A 26,840-nucleotide genomic window follows, 5' to 3' on the forward strand; every position below is an offset into this window, starting at 1 on the left:
ATTCTGGCGTCATCATTGCCGCGCCGAATCGTACCGTACTAGGACTAACGGGGGAGCGTCGTTGCAAGGCTGACAGCGAACCTGAAGCGTCCTGCGGTTGCCACGTCCGAAGTATTGCTGACGTCAAGCTCACATGTCCGGCGCGCGCCTTGACATTCCTCACGCGTGGGAGCCTACTGATTGCCTGCAGCGCCAACCCTTGGCTGCGTGGGACACGGCCGGGATCGTCGGGAATCCCTGACCGGGCGGGTCCGGCTGGACGGAATGGGCGGGAACGACTTCGGCTCGTCTGAATCGTTGTTCCCTAACCCCGGTGTCTGGGCTTGAGGGGTCTTCCCCTTATGTCCTTATGGAAAGTTCGTGATGGGAGGAACAAATTGCATTCGAGAGGATCGAAGTGCAGACGATCCTGACCACGAGCAACAGCCCTAAGGCCGGTGGGGCTACCGCACGAAGCCTGTTCGACACGGAATGTGTGGTCTGCGGGACCGAAGGTCTCACGGCCGTTGCCGAACTGCCCGAGGTGCCCGTGCACGTTGGGGTCCAGTGGCAGGAGGCGGCTGCAGCCCGGAACGCGCGTCGGGGTTCGATGCGGCTCGGGCAGTGCAACCGCTGCGGTCTGGTGACCAACGCCGCGTTCGACCCGGGCCTTCTGGATTACGGGACACAGCGCTACGACAACGCGCTGCATGCCTCTGCCGCCTTCCGCGCCTTCGAGCAGGACACGATCGAGCGCCTCGTTCGCAACCACGACCTCGCCGGGCGCACGGTCGTCGAGATTGGCTGCGGCGAGGGGCGGTTCTTGGGGCTCCTCGCCGAGGCAGCGGGCGCGCACGGCATCGGGTACGACCCCGGCCACGATCCCGCGGTCCGTGCCCCCGCGGCGGATCGCGCCGGCGTTGAGATCCACCGCGGGACCTATCCGGCATCGAACGCCACGGCGCACGACGCCCCCGCACTGGTGATCTGTCGACAGACCCTGGAGCACGTCCTTGACCCGGTCGGCTTCCTTCGGACGCTGCGAGCAGCCGTGGCCGACGACGGCGTGCTCTACCTGGACGTGCCGGACTCGCGCATGCCCTTCGAACATGGGTCGGTGTGGGACCTGATCTACGAGCACTGCCTGTACTTCGTCGACGTTTCCCTCGCCCACACGCTCGCGGTCGCGGGCCTGCACGTCGGGTCCCTGCGGCCAGCGTTCTCCGGACAGTTCCTTGCCGTCGAGGCTGTCGCTGGCCCGGTGGCCGACGCCCTGCCGACTGAGCGGGAGCTGGCTGCGGTCACCGACGCCGCGGCCCGTTTCGCCGCGACGCTCGAGGAGCGCACGGCCACGTGGCAGACGCGGCTGGCCGCGGCTCGGGCCGAAGGGCGGCGCGTCGCTGCGTGGGGAGCGGGTGCGCGGGCGGTGACCTTCGCGAACCTCCTCGACCATGACCAGCAGAGCATCGCCGCGATCGTCGATCTCAACCCGCACAAGCAGGGCACGTACCTCGCGGGCACCGGCCACCCCATCGTCCCGCCCGAGGTTCTCGTCGGTCTCGATCCCGACACCGTCGTCGTCTTCAACCCGCTCTACCGGGACGAGGTGGCCACAGCGCTCGGGTCGCTCGGGATCGACGCCTCGGTGGTGGTCGCGTGAACCGCTGCCGCTTCTGTGAGTCCCCGCTGTCGCGGACGGTGGTCGATCTCGGGACATCGCCCTTGTGCGAAACGTTCCCGACCGCGGAGGCCTGCGAGGTCGCCGAGCCTCACTACCCCCTCCACCTGCAGGTCTGCGAGCAGTGCTGGCTCGTACAGCTGCCCGCCTACGTCCCCGCGAAGGAGATCTTCGCTGAGTACGCCTACTTCTCGGCCTACTCCGACGCGTGGGTCGAGCACGCGCGCACCTACGCCCACCGGATGGCCCGCGAGCTCGAGCTCGGCGCTGACAGCATGGTGCTCGAGGTCGCCAGCAACGACGGCTACCTGTTGCAGTGGTTCGTCGAGCGCGGCGTGCCCGTGCTCGGCGTCGAACCGGCGGCCAACGTCGCCGAGGCGGCCCGCGAGCGTGGGGTCGACACCGAGGTGGCGTTCTTCGACGCCGCGTTCGGGGAACGGCTCGCGACGGAGGGTCGCCGCGCTGACCTGATCGTCGCCAACAACGTCCTCGCGCAGGTTCCCGACCTCAACGGCTTCGTGGCTGGGTTCGCTCCCGCGCTCGCCCCCGACGGGGTCCTCACGATCGAGGTCCCGCACCTGCAACGGCTCATCGAGGGCAACCAGTTCGACACCATCTACCACGAGCACTTCACCTACTTCTCCCTGCTCGCCCTCGAAGCGGTCCTCCGAGCCCACGGCCTACACGTCTACGACGTTGAGGAGCTCTGGACGCACGGTGGCTCCCTACGGGTCTTCACCCAGCGCGCCGATACGGGCCCGCGGACCTCGACCCCGGCGGTGGCGGCTCTGGTCACGCGCGAACGCGCCCTCGGCTACGACCGCGCGGATGCGTACGCGGACTTCGGTGCGCAGGTGCGACGCACCAAGCGCCGGCTGCTGTCCTACCTGATCGCCGCACACGAGGCCGGGCACCGCGTGGTCGGCTACGGCGCACCGGGCAAGAGTGCGACGCTGCTGAACTACTGCGGCATCGGACCGGACCTGCTCGAGTTCACCGTTGACCGCAACCCCTACAAGCACGGCCGGTTCACGCCGGGGTCGCGGATCCCGATCCATCCGGTCGAGCGCCTCTTCGGGGCCCGCCCGGACGTCGTGCTCATCCTGCCCTGGAACCTCGCGGACGAGATCGCCGCCCAGTTGGAGCCCGTCCGCGCGTGGGGCGGTCGCCTGGTCGTGCCGATCCCGGAAGTGACCGAGCTGACCGCACCGGCCGGCATGCGCACCCCCGCGGGTGCGCGATGAAGGTCGTCCTGTTCTGCGGCGGCTACGGGATGCGGATGCGCGAGTTCAGCGAGGACATCCCCAAGCCGATGGTCCCGATCGGCACGCGGCCCGTGCTCTGGCACCTCATGCGCTACTACGCGCACTTCGGGCACAACGACTTCATCATCTGTCTCGGCTACAAGGGCGAAGCCATCAAGGACTACTTCCTGGGCTACCGCGAGGAGGTCTCCAACGACTTCGTCCTCTCGGAGGGTGGTCGCCGGGTCGAGCTCCTGGGCGAGGACATCGCTGACTGGCGCATCACCTTCGTTGACACCGGTCTCGCCGCCAGTGTCGGCGAACGCCTGCTGGCCGTGCGCCCACACCTCGAGGGCGAGGAGGAGTTCCTGGCCAACTACGCCGACGGGCTCAGCGACGTCCACCTGCCCGACCTGATCGCGCACGCCCACGAGAACGACTCGATCGCGACCTTCGTGTGCGTCAAGCCGGGCCAGACGTTCCACGTTGTGCGGTTCGGCGAGGACGACGCGATCGCGGGTCTCGACGAAGCGTCGGCCACCGATTTGTGGATCAACGGGGGCTTCTTCGTGTTGCGCCGGGAGATCTTCGAGCACCTGCACGAGGGCGAGGAGCTGGTCGTGGAAGCGTTCCAGCGGCTCGCCAAGCTCCGGCGCCTCACAGGATTCCGCCACGAGGGCTTCTGGGCCGGGATGGACACCTTCAAGGACCGTGCACGGCTCGACGAACTGTCCACGCATGGTGGCGCCCGCTGGAAGGTCTGGGAGCGGTCATGCGATCGTTGACCGCTCTGGGGACCGACGAGGCGCTGCGGATCACCTGCATCGGCGCGCACTGCGACGACGTCGAGATCGGCGCCGGGGGCACGATCCTCGAGCTGCTCGCGGCCCACCCCGGTTCGCAGGTGCGGTGGCTGATCCTCACCTCGACACCCGAGCGCGCCGCCGAGGCGCACGCGAGCGCAGCGGCGTTCACCGCCGATGCGGCATGGTGCGATCTCACCGTGCTCGATCTGCGTGACGGCTACCTTCCCGCGCGGTGGGCTGAGGTCAAGGACGCGCTCGCCAAGCTGGCCGCCGACGACCCCCCCGACCTGGTGCTGACCCACAGTCGCGACGACGCCCACCAGGACCACCGGCTTCTCGCCGAACTCACCACGACGGAATTCCGGGACCACCTCGTCCTCGAATACGAGATCCCCAAGTCGGATGGCGACCTCGGGCGACCCAACTGCTACGTGCCGCTGCGTGCAGAGACCGTGCAGCGCAAGGCCGCGCTACTCGCCACGCACTACCCGAGCCAACAGGGGCGACGTTGGTTCGACCCCGAGACGTTCAGTTCCCTCGCGCGGCTGCGCGGCATCGAGGCGGGCGGACCGATCCGCTACGCCGAGGGCTTCCACCTGCGAAAGGCCGTGCTGTGACGGAGGCGCTCGCGAGCGACGTCCGGACGGGGGCCATCACGACCACCACTGCGTGCCGGAGTTGCGGCTCGTCCGACCGTCGCGTGGTGCTCTCGTTCGGCGACACGCCGCTATCCGACGTACTGCTCACCGCCGAGCAGCTGCAGGTGCCGGAAGCGCGGTACCCGCTGGAGCTGATGGTGTGCGAGGACTGCGCGCTCGTGCAGCTCCGCGACAGCGTCGACCCGGTCGTCCTGTACGGGGGTCACTACCCCTACTACTCGTCCGTGTCGCCCGGCCTGGTGGCGCACTTCGAGGCGTGCGCCGAGCAGTTGCGGATCGCGAGAGGCCTCGGGCCGGACTCCCTGGTGGTCGAGGCCGCGAGCAACGACGGGGTCCTACTGCGTCCGTTCGCCGACGCGGGCATCCCCGTGCTCGGCATCGATCCCGCCCATGGTCCCGCGGCGGCCGCCGAGGCTGCGGGTGTGCCGACCATGGTCGACTACTTCGGCCTGCCCGTCGCCGAACGGCTCGCCGCCGCCGGCCGCCGAGCCGACCTGCTGCTCGGCGCGAACGTGCTCAACCTCGTGGACGACCCCAACGACTTCGCGGCTGCCACGGCCCGCCTACTCACGGACGACGGTGTCGCGGTCCTCGAGGTCCCCTACGTGGCCGACACCGTCGACCAGGGCGCGTTCGACAACGTGTTCCATCAGAACGTGACGTACTGGAGCGCGACCAGCGCGGCCGATCTGTTCGCTCGGCACGGCCTGGCGCTCGTGGACGCCGAGCGGATCGAGACCTTCGGCGGGTCGCTCCGCCTGAGCATCGCCCGTCATGGAGTGGTGAGCCCGCGGCTCGACGCCTTGCTGGGGGACGAGCGCGCCCGAGGCGTCGACACGTTCGACTACTTCGCCGGGTTCGCCGCACGCACCGCCGCAACCCGAGAGGCGCTGGTCGACCTGCTGCGGAGTGCACGTGCGAACGGCGCTCGGATCGCGGCGTACGGCGCGGCAGGCGGGATGGCAACCACGTTGCTCTCCTACGCCGGGATCGACTCGGCGCTCATCGACTACGCCGTCGACCGCAACCCTCACAAGCACGGGTGGTTCACCGCCGGCAGCCACCTCGAGATCCATCCACCCGACCGGCTCGTCGACGATCCGCCCGACCTGCTCCTGCTGTGCGCCTGGAACTACGAGCGCGAGGTCCTGGCCCAACAACACGCGTTCCGCGCGGCCGGCGGCCGGGTCGTCGTCCCGATCCCGCATCCGCGCATCGTCTGAATCGATCCCCTGGCCTCACGCCACGATCCCCGAGGGAGCCGTCATGAAGGTTCTGGTCACCGGTCACGATGGCTACGTCGGCGCGGTCGCGGTCGGGTTCCTCGCGGTCGCGGGTCACGACGTCATCGGGGTCGATACCGGCTGGTTCGACGACCGTGCGTTCACCCCACCTGCCCCGGTCACGGCGTGGCGTCGGGACGTGCGGGACCTGACCGTGGAGGACCTCGCCACCTTCGACGCGGTCGTGCACCTCGCGGCGCTGTCGAACGACCCGCTCGGCGACCTGGACGCCACCCTCACGGACGCGATCAACCATCGTGCGTCGGTGCAGCTTGCCCAGCGAGCCAAGCAAGCCGGGGTCTCGCGGTTCGTGTTCGCGTCCTCGTGCAGCCTGTACGGCGCTGCCCGGGACGCTGCCCCGCTGGACGAGCGCGCGCCGTTCCGGCCAGTCACTCCCTACGGCGCGTCGAAGGTCCACGTGGAGGCGTCGCTGGGCCGGCTCGCCGATTCGACCTTCAGCCCCGTGTGCCTGCGGAACGCGACCGCCTACGGCGTCTCCCCCAAGTTGCGCGGCGACCTGATGGTCAACGACCTCGTCGCGCGAGCCGTCACCACCGGCGAGGTCCTCATCAAGAGCGACGGAACGCCGTGGCGCCCACTGGTGCACGTCACCGACATGGCGCGCGCGATGGTCGCGGCGCTGGCGGCGCCGCGGCAGCGCATCCACAACGAAGCCTTCAACGTCGGGCGCGACGGGGAGAACTACCAAGTCCGCGACGTCGCAGCGCTCGTGGCCGCCGAAGTCCCGGGGAGCCAGGTCGTCTATGCGCCCGGCGGCGAGGCGGACGCTCGCGACTACCGCGTCGACTTCTCCAAGATCGCCCGACAGTTGCCGGAGTTCCGCCCGCGCTGGACCGTCGCCGACGGTGTGGCGGAGCTTGCGGACGCCTACCGCAGGCATGGGCTCAGCCTCGCGGACCTCGAGTCGGGGCGATACCACCGGCTGCGCGCGATCGCCTCGCACCGTCAGGCGGGGTGCCTGGGGCCCGACCTGCGCTGGCGGGGGGTCGCTGGGAGTGCGGTCGCCGGGCGGGCAGTCGCGGCCGAGGCAGCGGGCACCGCATGATCACCGCCACGCGCTCGGCGAGCGCGACCTCCCGGGATGGGGAGGTCGCCGCATCGGGGTGCCCGGGGTGCGGGGCCGAGGCGCTCGAGCCGGTCTGGACCGTGCGCGGTGTCCCCGTGCACTGCTCACAGCTCTTCGACTCCCCGCATGCGGCCCGCACGGCCGCACGAGGCGACCTCTCACTCGCCTACTGTTCGACGTGCGGGCTGATGTCCAACACCTCGTTCGATCCCGGACTGGTCGAGTACGGCGACGACTACGAGGACGCACAGGCCCACTCGCCACGCTGGGTTGCGTGGGCCCGCGACCTCGTCGCCGATCTCGTCGCCCGGTACGGCCTTCACGGGCGTCGCGCGTTGGAGGTCGGTTGCGGGCGGGGCGACTTCCTGGCGCTGTTGGCCGAGGCGGGTCTCACGGGCATCGGCTTCGACCCGGCACACCGGCCCGGACCGCTCGTGGCACCCGTCGCCGACCAGCTCGTGTTCCATCGCCGCGAGTACCGCGCCGCCGACGGTCGCCAGGGGGCCGCCCTCGTCGCCTGTCGGCACACCCTCGAGCACGTCGCGAATGCGGCCAATTTCGCGGCAATGCTGCGCGAGGGCGTCGGCCGGCGCTTCGACACGTTGCTGCTGATCGAAGTGCCCGACGCGACCCGGATCCTCGAGGAGCACGCCTTCTGGGACGTGTACTACGAGCACTGCGCGTATTACACGCCGGAGGTTCTCACGGGTCTGTTCACCCGCGCCGGTTTCGTGGTGTTCGACGCATACCGCAGCTTCGATGACCAGTACGTGATCCTCGAGGCCCGACCGGCCGCCCACGACGACCGCTGGGGCTCACGACCGAAGGCCCCGCCCGCGATGGCGGAGGCGGTGGACCGATTCCGCGATGCGGTGCCCAGCCGAGTTCGAGATCTACGCGAGGCCGTCGAGGCCATGGAGGGGCCCGTGGTGCTGTGGGGAGCGGGCTCGAAGGCGGTCGGCTACCTGACCGTGCTGGGGCTGCAGACCGAGGTGTCCGCGATCGTCGACATCAACCCCGTCAAACAGGGCCGCTACCTGGCGGGGACCGGACATCCCATCGTTCGACCCGCCGAGCTGCGCGCGCTGCGACCCGGCACCGTCGTGCTCATGAACGAGGCGTACCGCGGCGAGATCACGGCCGACCTCGCCGCGCTCGACCTCACCACAAAGGTGGTCACGCCATGAACGGCACGCCTCGTCACAGCTGGTCGACACTGCACGCGGGGTTGCGAGCCGTTGCCGTGCTCACCGCGCTGGTCCTCGTCGCCGCGCTCCTGCCCCCCGCCGATCCTGCGCGCGCCGGCAGCGGGTTCTCCTCCGACGCCTTCGATGACGGGCTCGGGTCGATGTGGTCGGTGGTGGACCCGCTGGGCGACGGCTCGGTCGAGGTGAACGACGGCGCGCTGCGGCTCGGCGTGCCCGCGGGGGTGAACCACAACCCGTGGGTGGACAACGACACCGTACGGGTGATGCAGGCCGGTGGCGACGAGGTCGATCTGGCAGCGACCTTCTCTTCCGTGCCGAGCCAGCGGTATCAGATGCAAGGGCTCGTCGTCCAAGGTCCCTCCGGCGAATACCTGCGGTTCGATGTCCACCACGACGGGTCCCGACTGCGCGGGTACGCGGCCTCTATCGACGACAACGACGGCCAGGTGCGGGTCAACTCGGTGCTGCCTGCCGTCCCGTCGGGCACACGGCTGCACCTGCGGGTCGTGCGCAACGGTGATGACTGGACCTTTCAGCGGGCCTACGGCGACGCTGAATGGGTGAGCATCGGTGGTTTCACCCACGGTCTCGACGTCGAGAGCGCCGGTCCGTTCGTCGGCAACTACGGGCTCAGTTCGGGCAGCGCACCGGCCTACACCGCGGTGGTCGAGACGTTCGTGTCGGCCGACGATCCGTTGGACTCGCCGGGTGAGCCCGACGAGCCTGAAGAACCCGAGGAGCCGGACGATCCTGAAGAGCCCGGCGACCCGGACGACCCCGATGACCCCGGCGAACCCGACCCGACCGAACCGGACCCCGACGAGCCCCCTGAGCCGGATGACCCGCCGGAACCCGATCCCGAACCCTCGGAGCCACCCGGCCCCCCGACCATCGGCGAGGTCGCCGCCGAACCGGACACCTCCGAGGCGACCGTCACGTGGCTGACCGATCAGCCCGCCACCAGCCGAGTCGACTTCGGGCCAACAGCCGACTACGGCGCGAGCGTCAGCGCGGATGACCTCGTGACCGAGCACGCGCTCGAGATGTCCGACCTCGAGTGCGAGGCGACGTACCACTACCAGGTGCGTTCGACCAGCGAAGCTGGACTCGAGGGGGTCAGCGACGACGGGACGTTCGCAACCAACGAGTGCCCCGAGTCGGATGAACCCGGGGAACCGGATCCTGATCCCGAGAACCCCGACGATCCCGAGAACCCCGACGATCCCGGGGACCCCGACGATCCCGGGGACCCCGACGATCCCGATGACCCGGACGATCCCGGGGACCCCGACGATCCCGACGACCCCGAGGAGCCTGGGGAGCCGGAGGACCCGGGGGATGACGACCCGGCACCGACGATCCGTTCGGATGCGTTCGACACGTCCCTCGACACCGATCTGTGGACGATCACCGACCCTGCCGGCGACGGCACCATCACCGTGGAGGACGGACGTCTGCGCCTCACTGCCCCGGGCGGTTCGAACCACACACCGGGCGTCGACGACCGGGCGCCACGGGTCATCCAGGCGGCCCCCGACGAGGACTTCACCGTGATCCTGCGGTTTGACTCGCCGGTGACCCAGCGCTTCCAGCTTCAAGGCCTCGTCGTCGAGGGTGCCGACGGGCAGCGGCTCCGATTCGAGACGCACCACAACGGCTCGTCCGTGCGTGCCTTCGCGACGAACATCACATCGACGAGCGAAACCGTACGGGTGAACGCCAGTGGGGTCTCCGGCGCGCCGACCTACCTGCGCGTGACGCGCAGCGGCGACCAGTGGTCCCTCGCCCGCTCGGCCGACGGCGCTGCGTGGAGCACGGCGGGGTCGTTCACCCGGCAGATCGAGGTGACGGGCGTCGGGCCCTTCGTGGGCAACTACGACGCCGGCGGTGACGCGCCGGCGCACACCGCGTTGGTCGACTACTTCCTGAACCCCGCCGATCCCCTGGAGCCCCCGGACCCGGGGCCCGATCCGGACCCCGAGCCCGATCCCGATCCGGACCCCGAGCCCGATCCGGACCCCGAGCCCGATCCGGACCCCGAGCCCGATCCGGACCCGGAACCCGATCCGGATCCCGAACCCTCCGCCGTGGTGCGGGACGCGTTCGCCCGGAACAACCTCGACCCCGACCGCTGGACGTGGGTCGACCCGGCTGGGGGAGGCAGCCTGGAGCTGGCTGGCGCCAACGACGGCCAGCTGCGACTGGGGGTCCCGGCGGGCGCCAACCACACACCCGGGGTCAACGATCGCTCCCCTCGGGTCCTGCACCAAGTGCCCGATGAGGACTTCGACGTCGCCGCACGTTTCGACAGCACGGTGACGGCGGGTTGGCAGCTTCAAGGCCTCGTCGTCGAGAGCGTCGACGGGCGGCGCCTGCGCATCGAGATCCACCACACCGGGTCCAAGGTCCGCGCCTTCGCGTCCACGGTCGCCGGTGGGCAGGAAACCGTACGGGTGCACACCGACGCTCCCGGCGCCAGCTACCTGCGTGTCCGGCGTGAGGGGGACGCGTGGACGGTCCTCACCTCCACCGACGGGTCCACGTGGGCCACCGCCGGCTCGTTCGTCCAGCCACTCGAGGTGACGTCGGTCGGCCCATTCGTCGGCAACTACTCCGCCAGCGGCAACGCGCCCGCGCACACCGCCGTCATCGACTGGATCGGCGACCCCGACGCACCGCCGGATCCCGCGCCGGAACCCGACGAGCTGCCGCCACTGGTGTACCGGGTCACGCCGTCCGTGGGGGAGACGACCGCGACGATCGCGTGGGCCACCGACGAGCCCGCCGCCGCCACGCTGGACTGGGGGCCCACGCCTGAAGCCACGGCCGGCTCCATCGACGTCTCCACCGCCCGATACCGCCAGGGCCGCACGATCACCGACCTCGATCCCGACAGCACCTACTACGCGATGGTCACGAGCACGGACGAGGGCGGACGTAGCAGCACGGTGGGGCCACTGTCGTTCACCACCGGTGAGACCGCCGAGGAACTAGACATCGAGGCGTGGTACGGCGACGAGCAGGTCGTCGGCACCGTCGGCCGACCCCAGGAGCGCGTCAACGTGCTCGGTCGCGTCGAGACACCCGAGACCGTGTCCTCGTTGACGTTCCGGCTCAACGGCGGCCCGTCCCGCACGTTGGGCGTCGGGCCGAACACACGCCGACTCCAGGACGAGGGGGACTTCAACGTCGACCTCGCATGGGAGGAGCTCGCACTCGGTGCCAACACCATCGAGATCTCCGCGACCGACACCACCGGGGCGTCCACGACCGAGACCGTGACCGTCGAGCGCGCTCCCGACACCACCTGGCCGCTGCCGACTGCCGCGGACTGGAGCGAGCCCGACGCGGTGACCGGCCAGGCGATGCCGGTCGACGGTCTCTGGGGAATCGACGACGATGGCGCGCGGTCCGAGCAGATGGGCTACGACCGGTTGCTCGCGATCGGCGACGTCGAGTGGGACGACTTCGAGGCGGCGACCACCGTCCGTGTCGACGCGCTCGACTCGCGGGGTTGGTCACATCCGAGCGTCGCGCCCGCCGTCGGTTTCGTCGTCCGCTGGCAGGGCCACAGCGCCTGGGGCAGCCAGCAGCCGCGCTATGGGTACTTCCCGCTCGGGGCCTTGCCGATCTACAACTTCGCATCCGGCCGCGGGTGGGAGATCTGGGGCAACAACCCGAACGGCACCATGCCCACCCAGATCGTCGAGGATCGGAGCGGCGCGTCCCTCGAGTTGGCCACGACCTACGAGCTCCGCACGCGGGTCGAGACCACGCCGACCGGGTCGCGCTACTCGTTCAAGTATTGGCCGGAGGGGGAGGCCGAGCCGGGGGGCTGGAGCCTCACGATGGATCAGACCGAGGTGAACGACCTCGACCGCGGCTCGTTGCTGTTGCTCGCCCACCACGTGGATGCCGTGTTCGGGCCCGTCACCGTGACTCCGCTGGAGGACTCATGACGGTCATGCCTCGCCTCACGATCGGGCTGCCCGTGTACAACGGTGCCGATCTGCTGCCGGGCACCCTCGACTCGCTGCTGGCGCAGACTTGGGGCGACTTCGAGATCTTCGTCAGCGACAACGGCTCGACGGACCGCTCGGTCGAGGTGGCTCGGGCGTACGCAGGAACCGACCCTCGCGTACGGGTGTTCGCGCACGACCGCAACCGAGGAGCGGCCTGGAACTACAACTTCACCGTCTGGGCCACCCACAGCGAGCTGTTCAAATGGGCGCCGCACGACGACCGCTACGAGCCCACCTACCTCGAGCGCTGCGTGGCCGCCCTCGACGCGGACCCGACCGCCGTGTTGGCCCAGGCACGCCCGGTCGACGTCGACGTTGACGGACGCGTGCTCAAGCGCTGGGAGCCGTATGCACGCGGTACCGCGCCCGACGTGCGACGGCGGTTCCGCAGCGTCGCCACGACGTGGTGGCACTGCCTTCCCATCATTGGCGTGATCCGGAGGCCGATCCTGCAGCAAACCGGCCTCATCGGTTCCTACGAGTCCTCCGATGGCGTGCTGCTCGCGGAGTTGTCGCTCTACGGCACTTTCGTCGAGCTCGACGAGGGACTGCTCCTGCACACCGAGCACCCAGGCCGGTCGATGCGCGCCCACGCCTCTCGCAAGACCCGAGGGGAGTGGTTCGACCCGGAGCTCGCGGGCTCGGTCACGTTCTCCAAGTTCCGCCACGCCCGCGAGCTGGCCGCTGCCGTCCACCGGGCGCGGCTGCCCGTGGCCACGCAGCTCGCGATCGCCTCGGATGCTCCGGGATGGGCTTGGCACTGGCGCAGCCGACTCACGCGGGAAGCCCTCGGGGGTCTGCGCGACATCGCACGCCGACGCATCGCTGAGCGCCGGAACGCGAACAATCGCGAGGGCGCGCGTCCGGACACCCATGCGGACGCTGTGCACGACCCTGAGGTCAGGTCCGGCTCGGGAAGCCTGGGCGAACGTGCGCGTTCAACCGTGCCCGGCCTCACGGGGGAGTCCACAAGGGAACGCGCGACCCCGAGAGGCTCGTGACGAGCCCGGTGGCCCATCCGGCCACCGGAGCCTCCTCGGGGCGACCCGGCGAAGGCGCGGTCGCCGGCGCCCGCTGGCTCACGGTCGCGCAGGTGGTCACCCAGGTCACGCGCACGGGCGTACAGATCCTCCTGGCGAGGCTCCTGCTCCCCAGCGACTTCGGGTTGATGGCGATGGCCCTGGTGGTCACCAACTTCCTCGACATCTTCCGCGACCTCGGTACGCGCGCCGCGATCATCCAGCGCCGTGAGGTCACGCCGACCATCCTGTCGAGCCTGTTCTACGTGAACGTCGGGTTCGGCGTGGCATTGAGCCTCGGCGTCGCACTCCTCGCCCCACTGGCTGCGGCCTTGTTGGGTGACGGCAACGTGACTCCCGTGCTGCAGGTGCTCGGCCTCTCGATCGCGCTGTCGTCCTTCGGTCTCGTGCAACTCGGCCTCCTGTACCGGGACATGCGATACCGCTGGATCGGCGCCCTGCACGTGACGAGTGCGCTGGTGCAAGCGGGGGTCTCCGTCGGGCTCGCGCTCAGCGGCTTCGGCGTCTGGTCGTTGGTCGGCGGCACGCTGGCAGGGGCTCTGGCCAGCACCTTGTTGGCATGGCTCGCGAGCTCGTGGCGACCGAGCTGGTCCTTCTCGGCATCCGAGGTGCGCTCGGTCTGGTCGTTCAGCCTCAACCTGAGCGGCAGCCACCTGGTGGGATTCCTCGTCGGCAACCTCGACAAGGTCATCATCGGACGGCTCCTGGGGACGACCTCACTCGGCTACTACACGCTGGCGCAGCGGATCCTGATGTATCCGATCCGATCCATCACGCAGATGGCCCAGGAGGTGCTGCTGCCGAGCATGGCGCGCCGCCAGGACGACGACGAGGCCCTGACCGATCAGTTCATGCGCGCCGGTGCCGTGATCGCGCTCACGACGTTTCCGCTCATGGCCATCGCGGCCGTCCTGGCCGAGCCGTTCGTGCGCGTCGTGCTGGGGGAGCAATGGTTGCCCGCGGCCCCGCTGATCGCGGTGCTCGGTCCGGTCGGGGCGCTCCAGTCGCTCAACTACACGGTTAGCGCGCTGTACCAGGCGAAGGGGCGGACCGATTGGCTCCTGCGGTTCGGCGTGGTCGCGGGCGTGGTGTACGTCCTGGGGTACGTCATCGGCGCACGCTGGGGCCTCATGGGAGTCGCCGTCGGGTACACCGTGGCCGTACTGGTACTCACCTATCCCGCCTTCGCGATCCCCTTCCGACTCATCGGGGCCAGCACTCGCGCCTACGCACGAGTTGTGGCGCCGTTCGCAGTGGGAGCGATCCTGGCGAGCGCGGCGGCGCGCGGAACACTCGAGCTGCTCGCGACGATGAACGTCATCGAGCCGGTTGCTCTCGCCCTCGCGGCGCCCGCGGGACTCGTGCCGTACGCGCTGTTGCTTTGGCTCCTGCGCCCGGGCGGAGTCGACGACGCGGCGCGGGTCGTCGGGCTGGGTCGGCTGTTGCGCAACTAGCAACCTTGTGCCGAGGAGCGCGTGGTGAGTCGCTGACCATCCTGCGGTGGTCGTCAGCCGCAACTTGTTCGTGACGAGTTCCGAGCAAGACATCCCGACGCTCGGTTCGCGTGTCGACGTACTGCCTGTCGTGCGGTGTCGCGCCCCATCGACGCCATCTAGTCAGACTTCTACCACCGAGGGGACGCCCGTCCTCTCGCTCGTGCAGGCTCAGCCGTAGCCGGCACCCGGATAGCGTCCACCTCCACGTCGGTAAAATGAGATGACTTCGGCCCAGCAGGCACTCTGTCGGCCGGCCCTGAAAGGATGAGCTAGCCTGCGGTCCAAGGCCCCGGCCCGAAGAACGGGGTGGACGGCGGGGGAAACGGTCCCGCGATCAAGCCTGATAGCGACGTTGAAATGCGGTCGCGCGACGGAGTGAGGGGCAGGGGCAATGGAGTTCCGGAACCTCCACGACCTCCAAGCATCGGTGCTAGAAGCCCTCCCGTGCCTTCCGCGGGATATCGAGGTAGTTGTTGGTGTGCCCCGGAGTGGAATGCTCCCCGCCACGCTCATCGCGTTGTACCTTAACGTGCCCCTGGCTGACCTTGATGGCTGGTTAGACGGCCGCGTTCTCGCCAGTGGAAAGAGGCCCCTACACAGCCCGGTCGCTCACGGCGATGTGCGGAGATCATCCCGCATTCTGATCGTTGACGACAGTGTCGGCCATGGCTCCCAGATGCGTGCAGTGCATGAGCGCGTTGCTCACGCGCAGATCTACAATCGAATCGAGTACGCTGCGGTGTACGTCACCCCGGAATGTTCGCATCTCGTCGACTATGCGTTTGAGGAGATCCCCTGGGGTCGATTCTTTGCTTGGAACATCATGCACCACACCGCCCTAGAAAATGTGTGCGTGGACATTGACGGAGTTATCTGTTCTGATCCTTCCCCGGACCAACCAGAGGGGACGCCCGAGTACCTGGCCTTCCTTGAGCATGCTAGGCCCCTCGTGGTGCCCGCGACGGAGATCGGGTGGCTGGTGACCGGACGGTTGGAGAAGTATCGCGGCGTTACCGAGGCATGGCTTCGCCGTCACGGAGTCCGCTATCGCAGCCTCAAGATGCTGAATCTCCCGGATGTGTCGACCAAGCGAGCCCACGGGGGCGGTGCGCCGTTCAAAGCTCGCATGTATCAGGAGACAGGGGCGACGCTCTTCGTAGAAAGCTCCGAGCGCGAATCTGCCGCAATTGCGAAGCGTACGGGACGCCCCGTCTTGTGTTGGGACTCCCAAGAGATGGTGTATCCCGAGTTCGCGGATCGTCTTCTCACTCTACCGGCACGCGCCCCTCGAGGGTTGAGGAATCGCCTTCGAAGGGTTCGGGCGAGACGCCGCCGCTAGCAGCGAAGCTAGCAAAGCCGATGCAGGAGTTCCGTTTGGGTCCGCCGCCCAGGCCTCCGACCCGCACTGGTCAGCGACTTGGGCTTTTTTTCGGCACCAGGGCCTTGCCGTGAGCCTTGGGCGGCGTGCTGTGCGCGGTGTCGCTGCCACTGCAGGCGGGCAATGGCTGCGCTTCATCTTGCATATCGCGACCACGATGGTGCTAGCCAGGCTTGTCACACCAGAAGACTACGGGCTGGTGACCATGGTGGTAGCGATCACGGGCCTGGCGGAACGTCTTCTCACTGTCGGCCTACGAACCGCAACGATCCAGCGACGGGAGATCACCGATCAACAGGTAAGTGCGCTATTCTGGATTACAGTGATTCTGGGCACGATCGTCTCCGCCCTCTTCGCCGGCAGTGCGGAGCTCATCTCAGCGTTCTACGGCGAACCCGAATTGGTACCCGTAACGCTGGCAATGTCAAGTATATTCGTACTGACGGCTTTCGGGTCCCAGCACATTGCCTTACTTGACCGACACATGCGATTTAAATTGCTTGCGGTCATGGAGGTGACCGCACTCGGTGTCGCGGGCGTTGCTGCGATCGTTGTGGGAGCCTTGGGAATGGGCTATTGGGCTATCGTGGTCTTGCACCTCGCCCAACCCGCGGTAAAGCTCGCCTTTGGGTGGTTGGGGACTGGTTGGAAGCCGCAGCTACCAAGGGCCTGGGCGGGCGTACGGTCCCTCTTGTCGTTCGGTGCGTACCAAACACTCTTCCAAGTTCTCACCTACTCGTCGCAGAACCTGGACAATGTTGTTATTGGCAACGCTATCGGGTCGTCCGCGCTAGGCATCTATTCACGCGCGTATCAGTTGCTGTTGGTGCCAATCCGAGAGTTGCAAAGTCCACTACATCGCGTGGCCATCCCGACGCTGAGTCGGCTACAGGATCAGCCAGAGAGGTTCCGCCGCTTCTACCGGACCGGTTTGAGTGGGACCGCGCATGCGGCGATACCCTTGATCCTGCTATTGGCGTTGGCGTCCGACGAGATCATCCTCCTAGCCCTTGGGGATCAGTGGATCGAAGCGGGGCCGATATTCCGAGTATTGGCGTTCGCGGGCCTTGCAACGGTAGCTGGGCATGCCAACGGATGGTTGTACGTAGCCTTGGGCCGAGTGCGGCGTCAGGCGCTGTGGGGGCTTGTCGCGCACCCCCTGCTCATCGCGTCCTTCTTCATAGGTCTCCCTTGGGGGATTGTGGGAGTGGCAACGGCGTACACCGTGACGCGGTGGCTCCTCTTGCCGGTGTCGTTGACACTGGCGACGTCTGGGACGCCGGTGAGTCTCGGGGACGTTGGGCGGGCGGTCTGGCGGCCTGCGTGCATAGGAGCGATTGCGTACATTGCTGCCGGACAAGTGCGGGAGGGGGTGCTATTGGCCCCGACAGTCGTCACGTTGGCTATCGCCGCCACATCGTTCCTGCTTGCCTACGCGGTGATGCTAGCCGCGTGGAGGCCCGCTCGGGCAGAGTTTAGGTCGTTGCTGGACGTCGCCCGTCAGGGCCTTCGGCGAGCTGGGAATGGGTGAGGGGCTGGCGCATATGGCCAATTGTGGAGCGTGTAGGTAGGAGTGTCTGATGAGTGGTCGATTGCGTCAACGGTTGGCCGAAGCATACTTCCGCTGGCTACAGCGGTACGTGACGGCGACGACGATAAGCGCAAGAGTGCGTTGCTGGCCATTTCTTGAGATGGACAGGAGTGCTCGAATCGACCGAGGCTTTCGTGTTCGACCGCTCGGGATGCGGGCTGGTGGCCCGCGCATCCACCTAGAGGAGGGGGTTATCGTTGGGAGGTTCGCCCTCTTCCAGGGCCGAGGGACCATTCGTTTCGGTCCGTACAGTCGCTGCCGGGCGAACTGTCTCTTCGATGCAGGTGAGTCGATCAGTGTCGGAGCATACACGGGGATCGCTGACTACGTGTCCGTGCGTGATACGGACCACCGATTCGAGCGTACTGATCAACTTATTCGAGACCAAGGGGTGGTGACCAGTCCCGTGGAGATCGGGCGGGACGTGTGGATTGGTCATGGCGCGACGATTCTTAAGGGGGTAACGATCGGTAATGGCGCGGTTGTTGCGGCCGGCGCAGTGGTCATAGAGGACGTACCCGAGTTGGGAATAGTCGGCGGGGTGCCGGCGAAGGTCATCGGGTATCGTGGTGAGGGTACAGCAGGATAGATGGCACTCGTCAGTGCACACCGTGGCGCTGGGAATGAGCTGGTTCGCCGAGGCATGATGACGCGTGGTAATAGGGCAGCTGGCGGAGGACGTGCTGAAGCTTGATGATCCACGTCCCGCCGAGGCCGGTTCCGCGGTCGAGGGACTGGCGCGAAGTCCCCGACGAGCAGTCCGAAGTTGGCGAGAAGCCCCGGGTTGGGAGGTCGCTCGCCGCCACTGGGACGGGACACTGGCCAGGACAGATGGTCAGTCGAGCACTGCGGGCGCCTGGTAGCCCCCCGGATCCCGGCTGAACACCCCACGCACGGCGCCGAGCGCCCGCTGACCGACGACCACCCCAGTGCTCAAGATGATGCTGAGGTCAAGCCCGATCGACCAGTTCTCGACGTAGAAGAGGTCAAGGCGCTGGTAGGACCAGAACGAGGGGTTATCGCGGGCCTCGACCTGCCACAGGCCGGTGATGCCCGGAAGCACCTGCACCCGGGACTGGAGCCGCTCATCGAACTGCTCCGTCTCCTCCTTCAGGGCGGGCCGCGGCCCCACTACGCTCATCTCGCCGCGCAGGACGTTCAGCATCTGCGGGAACTCGTCGATGCTCGTGGTCCGCATGAAGCGCCCGATCGGCGTCACCCGCGGGTCGTGTGCGGCCTTGAACAGCGGGCCGCTCCGCTGGTTCATCGCCTGTACCTCGGCGAGGCGGGCCTCGGCGTCAGTGACCATCGTCCGGAATTTGAATAGCTTGAACGGCTCCCCGTTGTGCCCGACCCGCTCCTGGCGGAACAGCACCGGCCCGCGGTCGTGCGCCTTGATCGCCAGCGCCGTGATCGCCATGACCGGTGCCGCGACGACGAGGAACGCCGTGGCCACGACCAGGTCGAGGCTGCGCTTGGCGATGGTCTGCCAGCGCGCCAACCGCAGCGGCTCGAGGTAGAACAGCGGTTCGTGGGCGACCGGTGCGGCGCGCAGGCGCTGGTGCGAGAACCCGCGGATCCCGGACGAGACGTGCACGTGCAGGCCGCGGTCGACGAGGTGGCGCAGTGTCTCGTTGAGGCTCGAGGACTCGAACGCGGTCGAGGCGACCATCACACCGCTCGCACCGGAATGGGTGGCCGCCCACAACGCATCACGGGTCTCACCGAGCCACGGGACGTTCGGCAGCGAGCGGGCCGCCTGCTCCGCGGGACCGACCACGCCGCGGACCTGGAAACCGTACTCCGGGTGCTCGGCGAGCAGCTGTGCGAGCTCGGCGGCCTCCTCATTCGCGCCCACCAGTAGCACCGGCCACACGTGCTGGCCGTGGCGACGCTGCTCGGACACCCAGCCACGGAACAGCGCGCGCCCCAGGATGAGCAGCAGGAACGTCAGCACGCCGGCGAGCACCAGAGGCAGGAGCTGCACCGCCAACCCGACAACCTCCAGCGCGAGCCAGTAGGCAACGACCGAGATCGTCACGGCGCGGGCGAGGCGGGCGGTCTCCACCGCACGGATCGCGCAGACCCGCGCTCGGTACAGGTGGCTGCTCGCGATCGTGACGAGCGCGGCGAGCGCGGCGATCCCCGCCACGGCGAGATGGCTCGAGAACTGTCCGATCGCCAGGGGGCTTGGCGCGGCCAGCAGGGCGGCGATGCCCCAACCGATCGTGAGCGCGATGAGGTCGAACGCCACCAGGCGACGCCGCAGATTGCGCGGTCGTGGCGGCTCCAAGCGCGGCCCGTCGTCCTCAACGGCCGAGCGAGAGGCCTCTGCGCGGGCGGGAAGGGGATCGGCCCCCGCGCGCCTGTCCGGAGGGGCCAGCATGCCCGATTCCGTGGTCGCGTGGACGCCGCCGCCTGCTTGCGTGGAACGGCTGACGCTGACTCCGTTGCGCTCGCCGGAGTAGTGCTCGGTCGGACCCAGTTCCCGCAGGCGGGCCGAGGGTGCCGAGTCGCTGCCCCCCGCACGTGCGCGCCGCCGCTCGTGGTTGTCCCCGCCCAACGCTCCGACACTGCTCATGAATACTCCTCAAACTCTTGGCGATGCGAGGTCCCGCCTCGTCCCGCCGGTGCGCGGTCCGCCCGTGGTGCTCACTGTTCGTGAGGTGCGGACCGCCACGTGTCTCCGCTCCGCCCTCCCTCGCAGGGAGGCCCCTATCGCTCATCTCCCGACGGGAGTAGTACGCCTACTGTGCCCGCATTTCGCGCATTGTTCCAGTGGGTCGCGCTGCGTAGCCAACCTTGACCTGCCGCCCTGTGGACCACCCGTAGTAACGCACTGTGGTGTCACTTGTCAATACGTTGACGCTCCGTCATGAATCTGTCACCCCTGCAGGGCCCGTGGTCCGCGTGGCCCACTGGCGCTTGGTGAAGCGTCGCAACGCCCCCGACAGCGGAACCCGCCACTGCGGATGTCGAGGCTCCGTCCCCTGCCAAGACCGTCCCGCCGGAGCACCGAGTCCCCCGCAGAAACCTAGAGGATAACCGGGTCGAGAGCCGAACGAAAGTGACATCCGCACCTCGGGGCGCGACGCGTCCGGGGTACCTCGGTCACAGCCCAGTGCCGGAAGTGGCCGGTCAGAGCCGGGGCAGGTCGCGGTCCGCCTCGGACAGCTGTGGGTGGTCGATCGGCCAATCCACCCCGATCGTGAGGTCGTCCCACGCGACCGCGCGCTTGTCGACGCCCGGTCGCCACTCGGCGGTGACGTCGTAGAGGTAATCGACCGGCTCGGTGCCCATCGCCAGGAAGGCGTTCGCGAGCCCTTCGCTGAGAAAGAGGCGTCGGTGCTCCCCGCGGGGCGGGTCGCCGAGCCAGAAGGTCTCGTGGTGGGCGTAGGTGGGGGAGTTCTCGCGCAGGTCAGCGACCGCGCAGAAGGCCACGCCGCGCGCGACGTAGACGAGCTTGTCCCACGGCTCGGCGTGGAACCCACGCAGCACGCCGGGATGCGACCGCGAATGGTTGCCCTGCCGGAACACGACCTCGCGGCCGAGGGCCTCCTCGAGCTCGGAGAGCTGATACGTCTGGCGGAACCAGCCCCGCTCGTCGACGAACGCGGGCCAGTCGACGACCAATAGCCCGGGGATCGATGTCTCGGCGATCGCCATCAGGCGGCCTCGGCCTCGAGGGCACGCACCAGGCGGCGTAGGCCGTCGCGCCAGTGGGGCAGCGCGCCGAGCCCGGCCATCGCGGCATGGCGCCCCTCGAGCCGGCTGTTCGCGGGCCGGGGCGCGGGGGCGCCGAACGCCGCCGCCGTGGTGGGCGCGACCTCGACGTCGAGCCCGGCCTCCTCGAAGATCGCCTCCGCATAGTCGAACCACGTGCACGCGCCGGCGTTGGTGACGTGGAACGTGCCGTAGCGGCGCGTGACGGTGAGCTGGCGGATCGCCTCCGCCAGGTCGAACGCGAACGTCGGGGTGCCGACCTGGTCGGTGACGACCTCGACGCGGTCGCGCTCGCGGCCCAGGCGCAGCATCGTCTTGGTGAAGTTCGCGCCGTCGATGCCCTGCAGCCACGAGGTCCGCACGATCACGTGCTCGTCGCAGCGCTCGCGGACGAGCTGCTCGCCCGCGTCCTTCGTGCGCCCGTACACCGAGACGGGATTCGGGCGGTCGAACTCGGTGTAGGGGCGGTCGAGGGTTCCGTCGAACACGTAGTCGGTGGAGAGGTGCACGAGCCCGATCCCCGCCGCCGAGCAGGCCCGCGCGAGGTTCGCGGCACCGCCCGCGTTGACCGCCCAGGCGGGCTCGGGGTCGGTCTCGCAGGCATCGACGGCGGTGTAGGCGGCGCAGTTGACGACGACCTGTGGCTGGTAGTCGCGCACGGCGGCCCACACGCTCGGTTCGTCGGTGACGTCGAGGTCGCTCGCGCCGGGAGCGATGAGCTCGTCGTCGCGCCAGCCGCGGGTGATCGCGCGGCCCAACTGCCCGCCCGCGCCGGTGATCAGCGCCCTCATCACGTCACCCCGCGGCGCGCGGTGGCGCCGGCCTGCTTCAGCGGCCGCCACCAGTCCTCGCGCGACCGGTACCAGTCCACGGTCTCGACGAGCGCGTCGTCCAGCGAGCGCCGCGGCGCCCAGCCAGTCGCTGCACGCAGCGCGGACGAGTCGACGCTGTAACGCAGGTCGTGGCCGGGCCGGTCGGCGACGAAGCGGATCATGTCCTCCCCGGCGCCGACCGCAGCGAGGATGCGGTGGGTGAGCTCGAGGTTGCTCGTGGCTGCGTCGGCGCCCACGTTGTAGGTCGCGCCCGGCTCGGCGTCGACGAGCACCCGCCACTGGGCGTCGACGTTGTCGAGCACGTACAGCCAGTCGCGCACGTTGCTCCCGTCGCCGTACACCGGCACCGGCTCGCCGTCGAGCAGGTTGGTGACGAACAGCGGGATCATCTTCTCGGGGTAGTGGTAGGGCCCGAAGTTGTTGCTCGTGCGCGTGATCGAGACGGGTAGGTCGTAGGTCGTGCGGTAGCTCTGCGCGAGCAGGTCGGCGGCCGCCTTCGACGCGGCGTACGGCGAGCTCGGCGCGAACGCGTCGCTCTCCGCCGACCGGTGCGGCGCGGCGACCGAGCCGTAGACCTCGTCGGTCGAGACGTGCAGGATCCGCGGCACCTCGGCGCGCCGCGCGGCCTCCAAGACCGCGTGGGTGCCCTCGACGTTGGTGGTGATGAACTCCGCCGATCCGTCGATCGAGCGGTCGACGTGGCTCTCGGCCGCGAAGTGCGCGACCGCGTCGTGACCCTCGATGAGTCGCGCGAGCAGCTCGCGGTCGCGGATGTCGCCCTCGACGAACCGGTAGCCGGGCTCGTCGGCGACGTCGGCGAGGTTGGCGGGATTGCCGGCGTAGGTGAGCGCGTCGAGGTTGGTGACCTCCGCGCCCTCCGCCAGCGCCCGCCGCACGAGGTGGCTGCCGATGAACCCGCAGCCGCCGGTCACGAGGATTCGCATCGTCCCGAGCCTACCGAATCCAAACTCGTATAGGGCACGCCCTGCCCTCGCCCCCGGCAGTGCAGCGCGCAGCGGTAGGAGTCCCGCGGCCGGGGGCCCGATCGTCAAGTTCCACCATCGCAACCCTGATGTGCCACACTTCCAAGTGACTGCGTCGGACGAGGGTCTCCCTCCAAGGGCAGGCAGGCTTGTAAGGCGGGAGCAAGGGAGCTTGCGTGAGTGCTGCTCGCGCTCGTCGTTGGCGTCGGCTGGCCTTGGTGTGCTTTCTGCTGATCCTTCCGACTCAGATGCTCGTCGCCCGCCTGTGGAGTGAACCGTATCCGGCCCTCTACCAGCCTTCGTTTGCCGGCGCGGCTCAGGGTGGGGAGCAGGTCGAGTTCACGGTACCGAGGGTCACGATGCATGCCCGGGGCGGAGAAGACCTCAGATTGCACCACATGGACCTCATGGCGGAATCTCGCGTAGCGGAGATAGCAGTATTCTCCACTGCATTCCCGGCTGACAACCTCGAGGATGCCCTAGAGGATTCCTCAAATGCGCAATGGCTGCAATCAAGGTTGGAGGAGCTCACAGGGGAAAGCCCTGAGGCTGCGACCGTTGAGTGGATTCGTTACACCGCGGAGCGGAACGCGTCTGTCGAGTACGCATCTGTCGAGTATGAGCGCGTGATCGAAAGTGCATATCGGGTTGAGTTCGATGAGTGACCTTGCTCGAGCACCCTTATATTGCCTCGACCGGTGGATGGAGGCGGGTCCTTTCCGCCCGACGGACCTGGGACGATTCCGGGTCCTGTTCTGCTGCTACGCGTTGCTGAACCTTCCTTCGTTCAGTTGGGTCGCAGCGTTTCCCGACACTTTCCATTCGCCACCCCCCGGGCCCTTTGCCCTCATCGGCGGATTCCCGCATCCAACTGTACTTTCCTTCCTGGAGGTGGGGGTCGCCTTGGCCCTCGTGGCGGTCCTGATCGGATGGTGGACGCGCGCAGCATCGATCATGGCGACGGGGTTCATGCTCGTCGGCTACGGATTCTCATTCTCATTCGGAAAGATCGACCACAACATTCTCTTCGTCGTTCTGCCGGTCTTTATGGCCTATGCGGGATGGGGGGCGGCGTACTCCGTTGACGCGGCCCGTGGTGGGGCTTATGAGGTTCGCCAGTGGGGGATGCGGCTGCTGGCCCTGGCTGTGGCCATGGCGTTCGCGACTGCTGCGCTGCCGAAGTGGCGTCAGGGGTGGTTGAGTACCGACACGCAAGCCGTGCGCAACGAGCTGATGCAATCCCAGCATACCTCGGACCCCGGATGGTTGGGCCACCTTCTGATAGGGTCCGTTGACAGTGCTGCCTTCTGGATTGCCCTTGATTGGGGGGCGGTGCTATTCGAGTTCGGCATGGTAGCCGCAGTCCTTAGTTGGGCGTCGTTTCGCTTGTTGCTCGCGATCGCAGGACTCTTCCACCTGTCCGTGATGCTGGTATTCGACATCACTTTCGCGCCCAACATCCTCGTGTACGCTGCCTTCATTCCCTGGGCCAGCCTGTCCGTACCCAAGTTGTTGGCAAGCCCGTTTCGGAAGGCTGCGGTAAGACTCGAACGTCGCCCGCGTCCCCCACTGGTGGTGGGTGCAGGGGGGGCTGTCGTGTGGCTAGCTTCTCCGCTTCTCCGCCAGATCGCTGTTCCGGTATCGGCCAGCGTCGTGGTGATCGGCGGCGTGGTGGGCGGAGTCTACCTCGCGTGGCGTCTGCAAAGGTTATTAAAGACAGGGCCCGGCTTAGAGCACGACCACCTTGCACGGACGGCGGGGCGGTCCAGTGTTGAGTGAGGTATGCGCGCACTCACCAAACAGGGGTACCGCTGCCTGCGATGGGTGTAGGACCTTCACTGAGGGGATGATTGCGGCGATTGTCCTCAGAGGTTCGGTGTCCTGAGTCGCTCAAGTGACGCGATCGTCCCCACTAAGAGCAACGTGGCCGCCACGAGTTCCAGGGACTCTTCGTACAGGTGATCGAGCACGTAGAAGTTCACCCTGTCCTCAGGGGGATCCCCGTGCATGAACGGAGCAAGCTGGTCTCCTAACAGGGCGGCACCAGTCCGCTCGTACCAAAGGGAGCGAGTGGCGGACGAGAGCACGGCAATCCCGTAAACCGCATAGCCAGCCAGAAGGTACCGGCGCCCCGGAGCGGCGCGAAGCAGGTGCCAACCCGCCCAGATCGCTGCGAGGAGTGGCAAGGCGGCCACGGCTCCCATCACCATGAGCTCGGCGACTGTGCCCGCAGTCGAACCGGCGAGTCGCTCGGCGTACTCCGCTACGCGGTGTCTCGGGTTGCCCGCGTCCTCGATCAGCATGGCCACCATGCCGAAGGCGAACAGCGTCCAGGCGCCCGCGACCCGCGTTCGTTCGCCCGCCGAAAGTTGGCCCGCGATCAGTCCCGCCAGGACGCCGCTGGTTCCAAGCGCCGCCCACTGCAGCCATTCGGTCGGGCGCGCTTCTCCGAATAGATGGAAGAAGACCAGTGGCTGCTCGAGTTCCTCCAGAAGGGCTTGCGCGCCACCCACATCGAGCACGTCGACGAGGAGAAACGCGGCCCACCCGCCCACGAGCCAGAACCCGACCAGCGCGAGGAGCGCACGACGGAGCCGCTGCAAGAACCTGGCCTTGTCGGTGGACTCGCTCCCTGCATTGGCGCGTTCAAGCTTCGTGGGTCCGTCAGACACCGGCCTCGCCCCCCGCCACTCCCGCCAGAATGCCCGCATGGTCCGCCTCCCTGCGGGTGTGCTCAGCCTAACAGCGGAGTGCCTCTGCGAGATAGGGGCGGGGCGATCCGCGTCCCCGTCGTGCGCGACATCTAGGATGCCGATTCGAGTACCTGAGCAGGTCGGAGGACTCGTGGACATCGCTGTGACCGGAGGTGCCGGCTTCATCGGCGCCAACCTCGTCCGGTACCTGCGGGTTGCCGACCCCGGGGGGCACGTGCGCGTGCTCGACGACCTGTCGACGGGCTCGAAGGCGAACCTCGACGGGCTCGACGGCGTGGCCCTGCACGAGGGCTCGGTCATCGATCCCGCGGCGCTCGACCGTGCCCTCGACGGCGTCGACGCGGTCGTGCACCTCGCGGCGCACACCTCGGTGCCGCGCTCGCTCGCCGACCCGAAGGGCGCGTACGCGGTCAACGCGACCGGCACCGTGGAGGTGCTCGAGGCCGCCCGCCGCCACGGCGACCTGCACACGATCGTGGCCTCCTCCTCGGCGGTGTATGGGAACGGCCCGGCGCTGCCGAAGTACGAGGAGCTACCCGCCGAGCCGCGCTCGCCGTACGCCGGCAGCAAGCTCGCCGCCGAGGGCGCGGCGGCCGCGTGGCAGGCCAGCTTCGGGCTGCCGACGCTGGCCTTCCGGTTCTTCAACGTCTTCGGGCCGCTGCAGCCCGCCGGGCACGCGTACGCCGCGGTCGTGCCGGCCTTCGTGGAGGCGGCGCTCGATCGCCGACCGTTGGAGATCCACGGCGACGGCCACCAGACCCGCGACTTCATCTACGTCGGCTCGGTCGTCGAGGCGCTCGCCGACGCGCTGTGGCGGCGTGTCACCAGCGAAGGGCCGGTCAACGTCGCGTTCGGGGCGCGCCTGTCGCTGCTCGACGTGGTCGAGGAGTTGCGCGAGCAACTCGGCGAGCTCGACGTGCACCACACCGCACCGCGCGAGGGCGACGTGCGCCACTCGCAGGCCGATCAGCGCCGGTTCTGGGAGCTGTTCCCCGACATCGAGCCGGTTCCCTTCGACCGGGGCCTGGCCGCGACCGTGCGGTGGTTCCGGACCGGCGAGGTGCCCAGGCATCGGTGACATCATGACTCTCACCCGCCACGGCGATCATCGAGGCC

Annotated in this window: 21 protein-coding genes; 16 read left to right on the plus strand and 5 right to left on the minus strand. The window is 68.3% G+C overall.

The annotated features are described in order from the left end of the window. Nucleotides 1-622 precede the first annotated feature (622 nt). The 13 genes from ER308_RS12410 (at nucleotide 623) to ER308_RS23225 (ending at nucleotide 18,060) form a co-directional block, all read left to right on the plus strand. Entirely contained in the window at nucleotides 623-1,639 is a 1,017-nt protein-coding gene (locus ER308_RS12410; protein WP_205745589.1) for a class I SAM-dependent methyltransferase, read from the plus strand. Continuing rightward, nucleotides 1,636-2,901 (plus strand): class I SAM-dependent methyltransferase, encoded by a 1,266-nt coding sequence (locus tag ER308_RS12415; RefSeq protein WP_131155287.1) that lies wholly within the window; start codon nucleotides 1,636-1,638, stop codon nucleotides 2,899-2,901. Before ER308_RS12410 ends, ER308_RS12415 begins: the two co-directional genes overlap by 4 nt. Next, on the plus strand, nucleotides 2,898-3,686 hold the full coding sequence (locus tag ER308_RS12420) for a sugar phosphate nucleotidyltransferase (RefSeq protein ID WP_131155288.1): 789 nt from the start codon (nucleotides 2,898-2,900) through the stop codon (nucleotides 3,684-3,686). Before ER308_RS12415 ends, ER308_RS12420 begins: the two co-directional genes overlap by 4 nt. Further along, nucleotides 3,674-4,324 (plus strand): PIG-L deacetylase family protein, encoded by a 651-nt coding sequence (locus ER308_RS12425; RefSeq protein WP_131155289.1) that lies wholly within the window; start codon nucleotides 3,674-3,676, stop codon nucleotides 4,322-4,324. Before ER308_RS12420 ends, ER308_RS12425 begins: the two co-directional genes overlap by 13 nt. Further along, nucleotides 4,321-5,589: a class I SAM-dependent methyltransferase gene (locus tag ER308_RS12430; protein WP_276319844.1), complete on the plus strand. Its 1,269-nt coding sequence runs from the start codon at nucleotides 4,321-4,323 to the stop codon at nucleotides 5,587-5,589. The genes ER308_RS12425 and ER308_RS12430 overlap by 4 nt, the downstream gene beginning before the upstream one ends. Before the next feature lie 43 nt (nucleotides 5,590-5,632). Next, nucleotides 5,633-6,715: an NAD-dependent epimerase/dehydratase family protein gene (locus ER308_RS12435; RefSeq protein WP_131155290.1), complete on the plus strand. Its 1,083-nt coding sequence runs from the start codon at nucleotides 5,633-5,635 to the stop codon at nucleotides 6,713-6,715. Then, complete coding sequence (locus tag ER308_RS12440) at nucleotides 6,712-7,923, plus strand: class I SAM-dependent methyltransferase (RefSeq protein WP_131155291.1); 1,212 nt, start codon at nucleotides 6,712-6,714, stop codon at nucleotides 7,921-7,923. Before ER308_RS12435 ends, ER308_RS12440 begins: the two co-directional genes overlap by 4 nt. Beyond that, nucleotides 7,920-11,903: a DUF1349 domain-containing protein gene (locus tag ER308_RS22450; RefSeq protein WP_240731811.1), complete on the plus strand. Its 3,984-nt coding sequence runs from the start codon at nucleotides 7,920-7,922 to the stop codon at nucleotides 11,901-11,903. Before ER308_RS12440 ends, ER308_RS22450 begins: the two co-directional genes overlap by 4 nt. Further along, nucleotides 11,900-12,967 (plus strand): glycosyltransferase family 2 protein, encoded by a 1,068-nt coding sequence (locus ER308_RS21660; protein ID WP_165492053.1) that lies wholly within the window; start codon nucleotides 11,900-11,902, stop codon nucleotides 12,965-12,967. Before ER308_RS22450 ends, ER308_RS21660 begins: the two co-directional genes overlap by 4 nt. Further along, nucleotides 12,964-14,460, plus strand: coding sequence for a lipopolysaccharide biosynthesis protein (locus tag ER308_RS12460; protein WP_131155292.1), 1,497 nt, complete (start codon nucleotides 12,964-12,966; stop codon nucleotides 14,458-14,460). Before ER308_RS21660 ends, ER308_RS12460 begins: the two co-directional genes overlap by 4 nt. Nucleotides 14,461-14,893: 433 nt before the next feature. Continuing rightward, the gene (locus ER308_RS12465; RefSeq protein WP_131155293.1) at nucleotides 14,894-15,841 is read left to right on the plus strand and encodes a phosphoribosyltransferase family protein; all 948 of its coding nucleotides are present in this window, start codon (nucleotides 14,894-14,896) and stop codon (nucleotides 15,839-15,841) included. 130 nt (nucleotides 15,842-15,971) lie between these two features. Further along, a complete protein-coding gene (locus tag ER308_RS12470; RefSeq protein ID WP_240732094.1) occupies nucleotides 15,972-17,411 on the plus strand; it encodes a lipopolysaccharide biosynthesis protein in 1,440 nt (479 codons plus the stop codon). Nucleotides 17,412-17,622: 211 nt separating this feature from the next. After that, nucleotides 17,623-18,060: an acyltransferase gene (locus ER308_RS23225; RefSeq protein WP_420826255.1), complete on the plus strand. Its 438-nt coding sequence runs from the start codon at nucleotides 17,623-17,625 to the stop codon at nucleotides 18,058-18,060. 246 nt (nucleotides 18,061-18,306) lie between these two features. Here the strand turns inward: ER308_RS23225 and ER308_RS12480 are convergent, their stop codons facing one another. From ER308_RS12480 to rfbB, 4 genes are all read right to left on the minus strand, one after another. Next, entirely contained in the window at nucleotides 18,307-20,052 is a 1,746-nt protein-coding gene (locus tag ER308_RS12480) for a sugar transferase (RefSeq protein ID WP_131155295.1), read from the minus strand. 557 nt (nucleotides 20,053-20,609) lie between these two features. Beyond that, on the minus strand, nucleotides 20,610-21,137 hold the full coding sequence (locus ER308_RS12485; protein WP_131155296.1) for a dTDP-4-dehydrorhamnose 3,5-epimerase family protein: 528 nt from the start codon (nucleotides 21,135-21,137) through the stop codon (nucleotides 20,610-20,612). Then, the gene (rfbD, locus tag ER308_RS12490) at nucleotides 21,137-21,985 is read right to left on the minus strand and encodes a dTDP-4-dehydrorhamnose reductase (protein WP_131155297.1); all 849 of its coding nucleotides are present in this window, start codon (nucleotides 21,983-21,985) and stop codon (nucleotides 21,137-21,139) included. The genes ER308_RS12485 and rfbD overlap by 1 nt, the downstream gene beginning before the upstream one ends. Next, the gene (rfbB, locus tag ER308_RS12495) at nucleotides 21,985-22,971 is read right to left on the minus strand and encodes a dTDP-glucose 4,6-dehydratase (RefSeq protein ID WP_131155298.1); all 987 of its coding nucleotides are present in this window, start codon (nucleotides 22,969-22,971) and stop codon (nucleotides 21,985-21,987) included. Before rfbB ends, rfbD begins: the two co-directional genes overlap by 1 nt. Before the next feature lie 287 nt (nucleotides 22,972-23,258). Here rfbB and ER308_RS12500 point away from each other — a divergent pair, with 287 nt between their 5' ends. Further along, complete coding sequence (locus ER308_RS12500; RefSeq protein WP_131155299.1) at nucleotides 23,259-23,675, plus strand: hypothetical protein; 417 nt, start codon at nucleotides 23,259-23,261, stop codon at nucleotides 23,673-23,675. A gap of 37 nt (nucleotides 23,676-23,712) precedes the next feature. After that, nucleotides 23,713-24,789 carry an HTTM domain-containing protein gene (locus tag ER308_RS12505; RefSeq protein WP_240732096.1) on the plus strand — a complete coding sequence of 359 codons (1,077 nt, stop codon included), beginning with the start codon at nucleotides 23,713-23,715 and terminating at the stop codon, nucleotides 24,787-24,789. Nucleotides 24,790-24,875: 86 nt separating this feature from the next. Here the strand turns inward: ER308_RS12505 and ER308_RS12510 are convergent, their stop codons facing one another. Beyond that, complete coding sequence (locus ER308_RS12510) at nucleotides 24,876-25,721, minus strand: hypothetical protein (RefSeq protein ID WP_131155301.1); 846 nt, start codon at nucleotides 25,719-25,721, stop codon at nucleotides 24,876-24,878. Between the two features lie 133 nt (nucleotides 25,722-25,854). On the opposite strand from ER308_RS12510, the gene ER308_RS12515 reads away from it, so the two are divergent. After that, nucleotides 25,855-26,802 (plus strand): NAD-dependent epimerase/dehydratase family protein, encoded by a 948-nt coding sequence (locus ER308_RS12515; RefSeq protein ID WP_131155302.1) that lies wholly within the window; start codon nucleotides 25,855-25,857, stop codon nucleotides 26,800-26,802. Nucleotides 26,803-26,840: the final 38 nt, after the last annotated feature.

The organism is Egibacter rhizosphaerae, from assembly GCF_004322855.1.
GTDB classification, from domain to species: domain Bacteria; phylum Actinomycetota; class Nitriliruptoria; order Euzebyales; family Egibacteraceae; genus Egibacter; species Egibacter rhizosphaerae.

What these genes read in the sequence shown, in the direction of transcription:
- ER308_RS12505 (WP_240732096.1), top strand. Translation starts at nt 23,713, where the DNA reads ATGGAGGCGGGTCCTTTCCGCCCGACGGACCTGGGACGATTCCGGGTC.
- rfbB (WP_131155298.1), bottom strand. Translation starts at nt 22,971, where the DNA reads ATGCGAATCCTCGTGACCGGCGGCTGCGGGTTCATCGGCAGCCACCTC.
- ER308_RS21660 (WP_165492053.1), top strand. Translation starts at nt 11,900, where the DNA reads ATGACGGTCATGCCTCGCCTCACGATCGGGCTGCCCGTGTACAACGGT.
- ER308_RS23225 (WP_420826255.1), top strand. Translation starts at nt 17,623, where the DNA reads ATGCGGGCTGGTGGCCCGCGCATCCACCTAGAGGAGGGGGTTATCGTT.
- ER308_RS12500 (WP_131155299.1), top strand. Translation starts at nt 23,259, where the DNA reads ATGCTCGTCGCCCGCCTGTGGAGTGAACCGTATCCGGCCCTCTACCAG.
- ER308_RS12435 (WP_131155290.1), top strand. Translation starts at nt 5,633, where the DNA reads ATGAAGGTTCTGGTCACCGGTCACGATGGCTACGTCGGCGCGGTCGCG.
- ER308_RS22450 (WP_240731811.1), top strand. Translation starts at nt 7,920, where the DNA reads ATGAACGGCACGCCTCGTCACAGCTGGTCGACACTGCACGCGGGGTTG.
- ER308_RS12425 (WP_131155289.1), top strand. Translation starts at nt 3,674, where the DNA reads ATGCGATCGTTGACCGCTCTGGGGACCGACGAGGCGCTGCGGATCACC.
- ER308_RS12480 (WP_131155295.1), bottom strand. Translation starts at nt 20,052, where the DNA reads ATGAGCAGTGTCGGAGCGTTGGGCGGGGACAACCACGAGCGGCGGCGC.
- ER308_RS12510 (WP_131155301.1), bottom strand. Translation starts at nt 25,721, where the DNA reads ATGCGGGCATTCTGGCGGGAGTGGCGGGGGGCGAGGCCGGTGTCTGAC.
- ER308_RS12465 (WP_131155293.1), top strand. Translation starts at nt 14,894, where the DNA reads ATGGAGTTCCGGAACCTCCACGACCTCCAAGCATCGGTGCTAGAAGCC.
- ER308_RS12440 (WP_131155291.1), top strand. Translation starts at nt 6,712, where the DNA reads ATGATCACCGCCACGCGCTCGGCGAGCGCGACCTCCCGGGATGGGGAG.
- ER308_RS12420 (WP_131155288.1), top strand. Translation starts at nt 2,898, where the DNA reads ATGAAGGTCGTCCTGTTCTGCGGCGGCTACGGGATGCGGATGCGCGAG.
- rfbD (WP_131155297.1), bottom strand. Translation starts at nt 21,985, where the DNA reads ATGAGGGCGCTGATCACCGGCGCGGGCGGGCAGTTGGGCCGCGCGATC.
- ER308_RS12485 (WP_131155296.1), bottom strand. Translation starts at nt 21,137, where the DNA reads ATGGCGATCGCCGAGACATCGATCCCCGGGCTATTGGTCGTCGACTGG.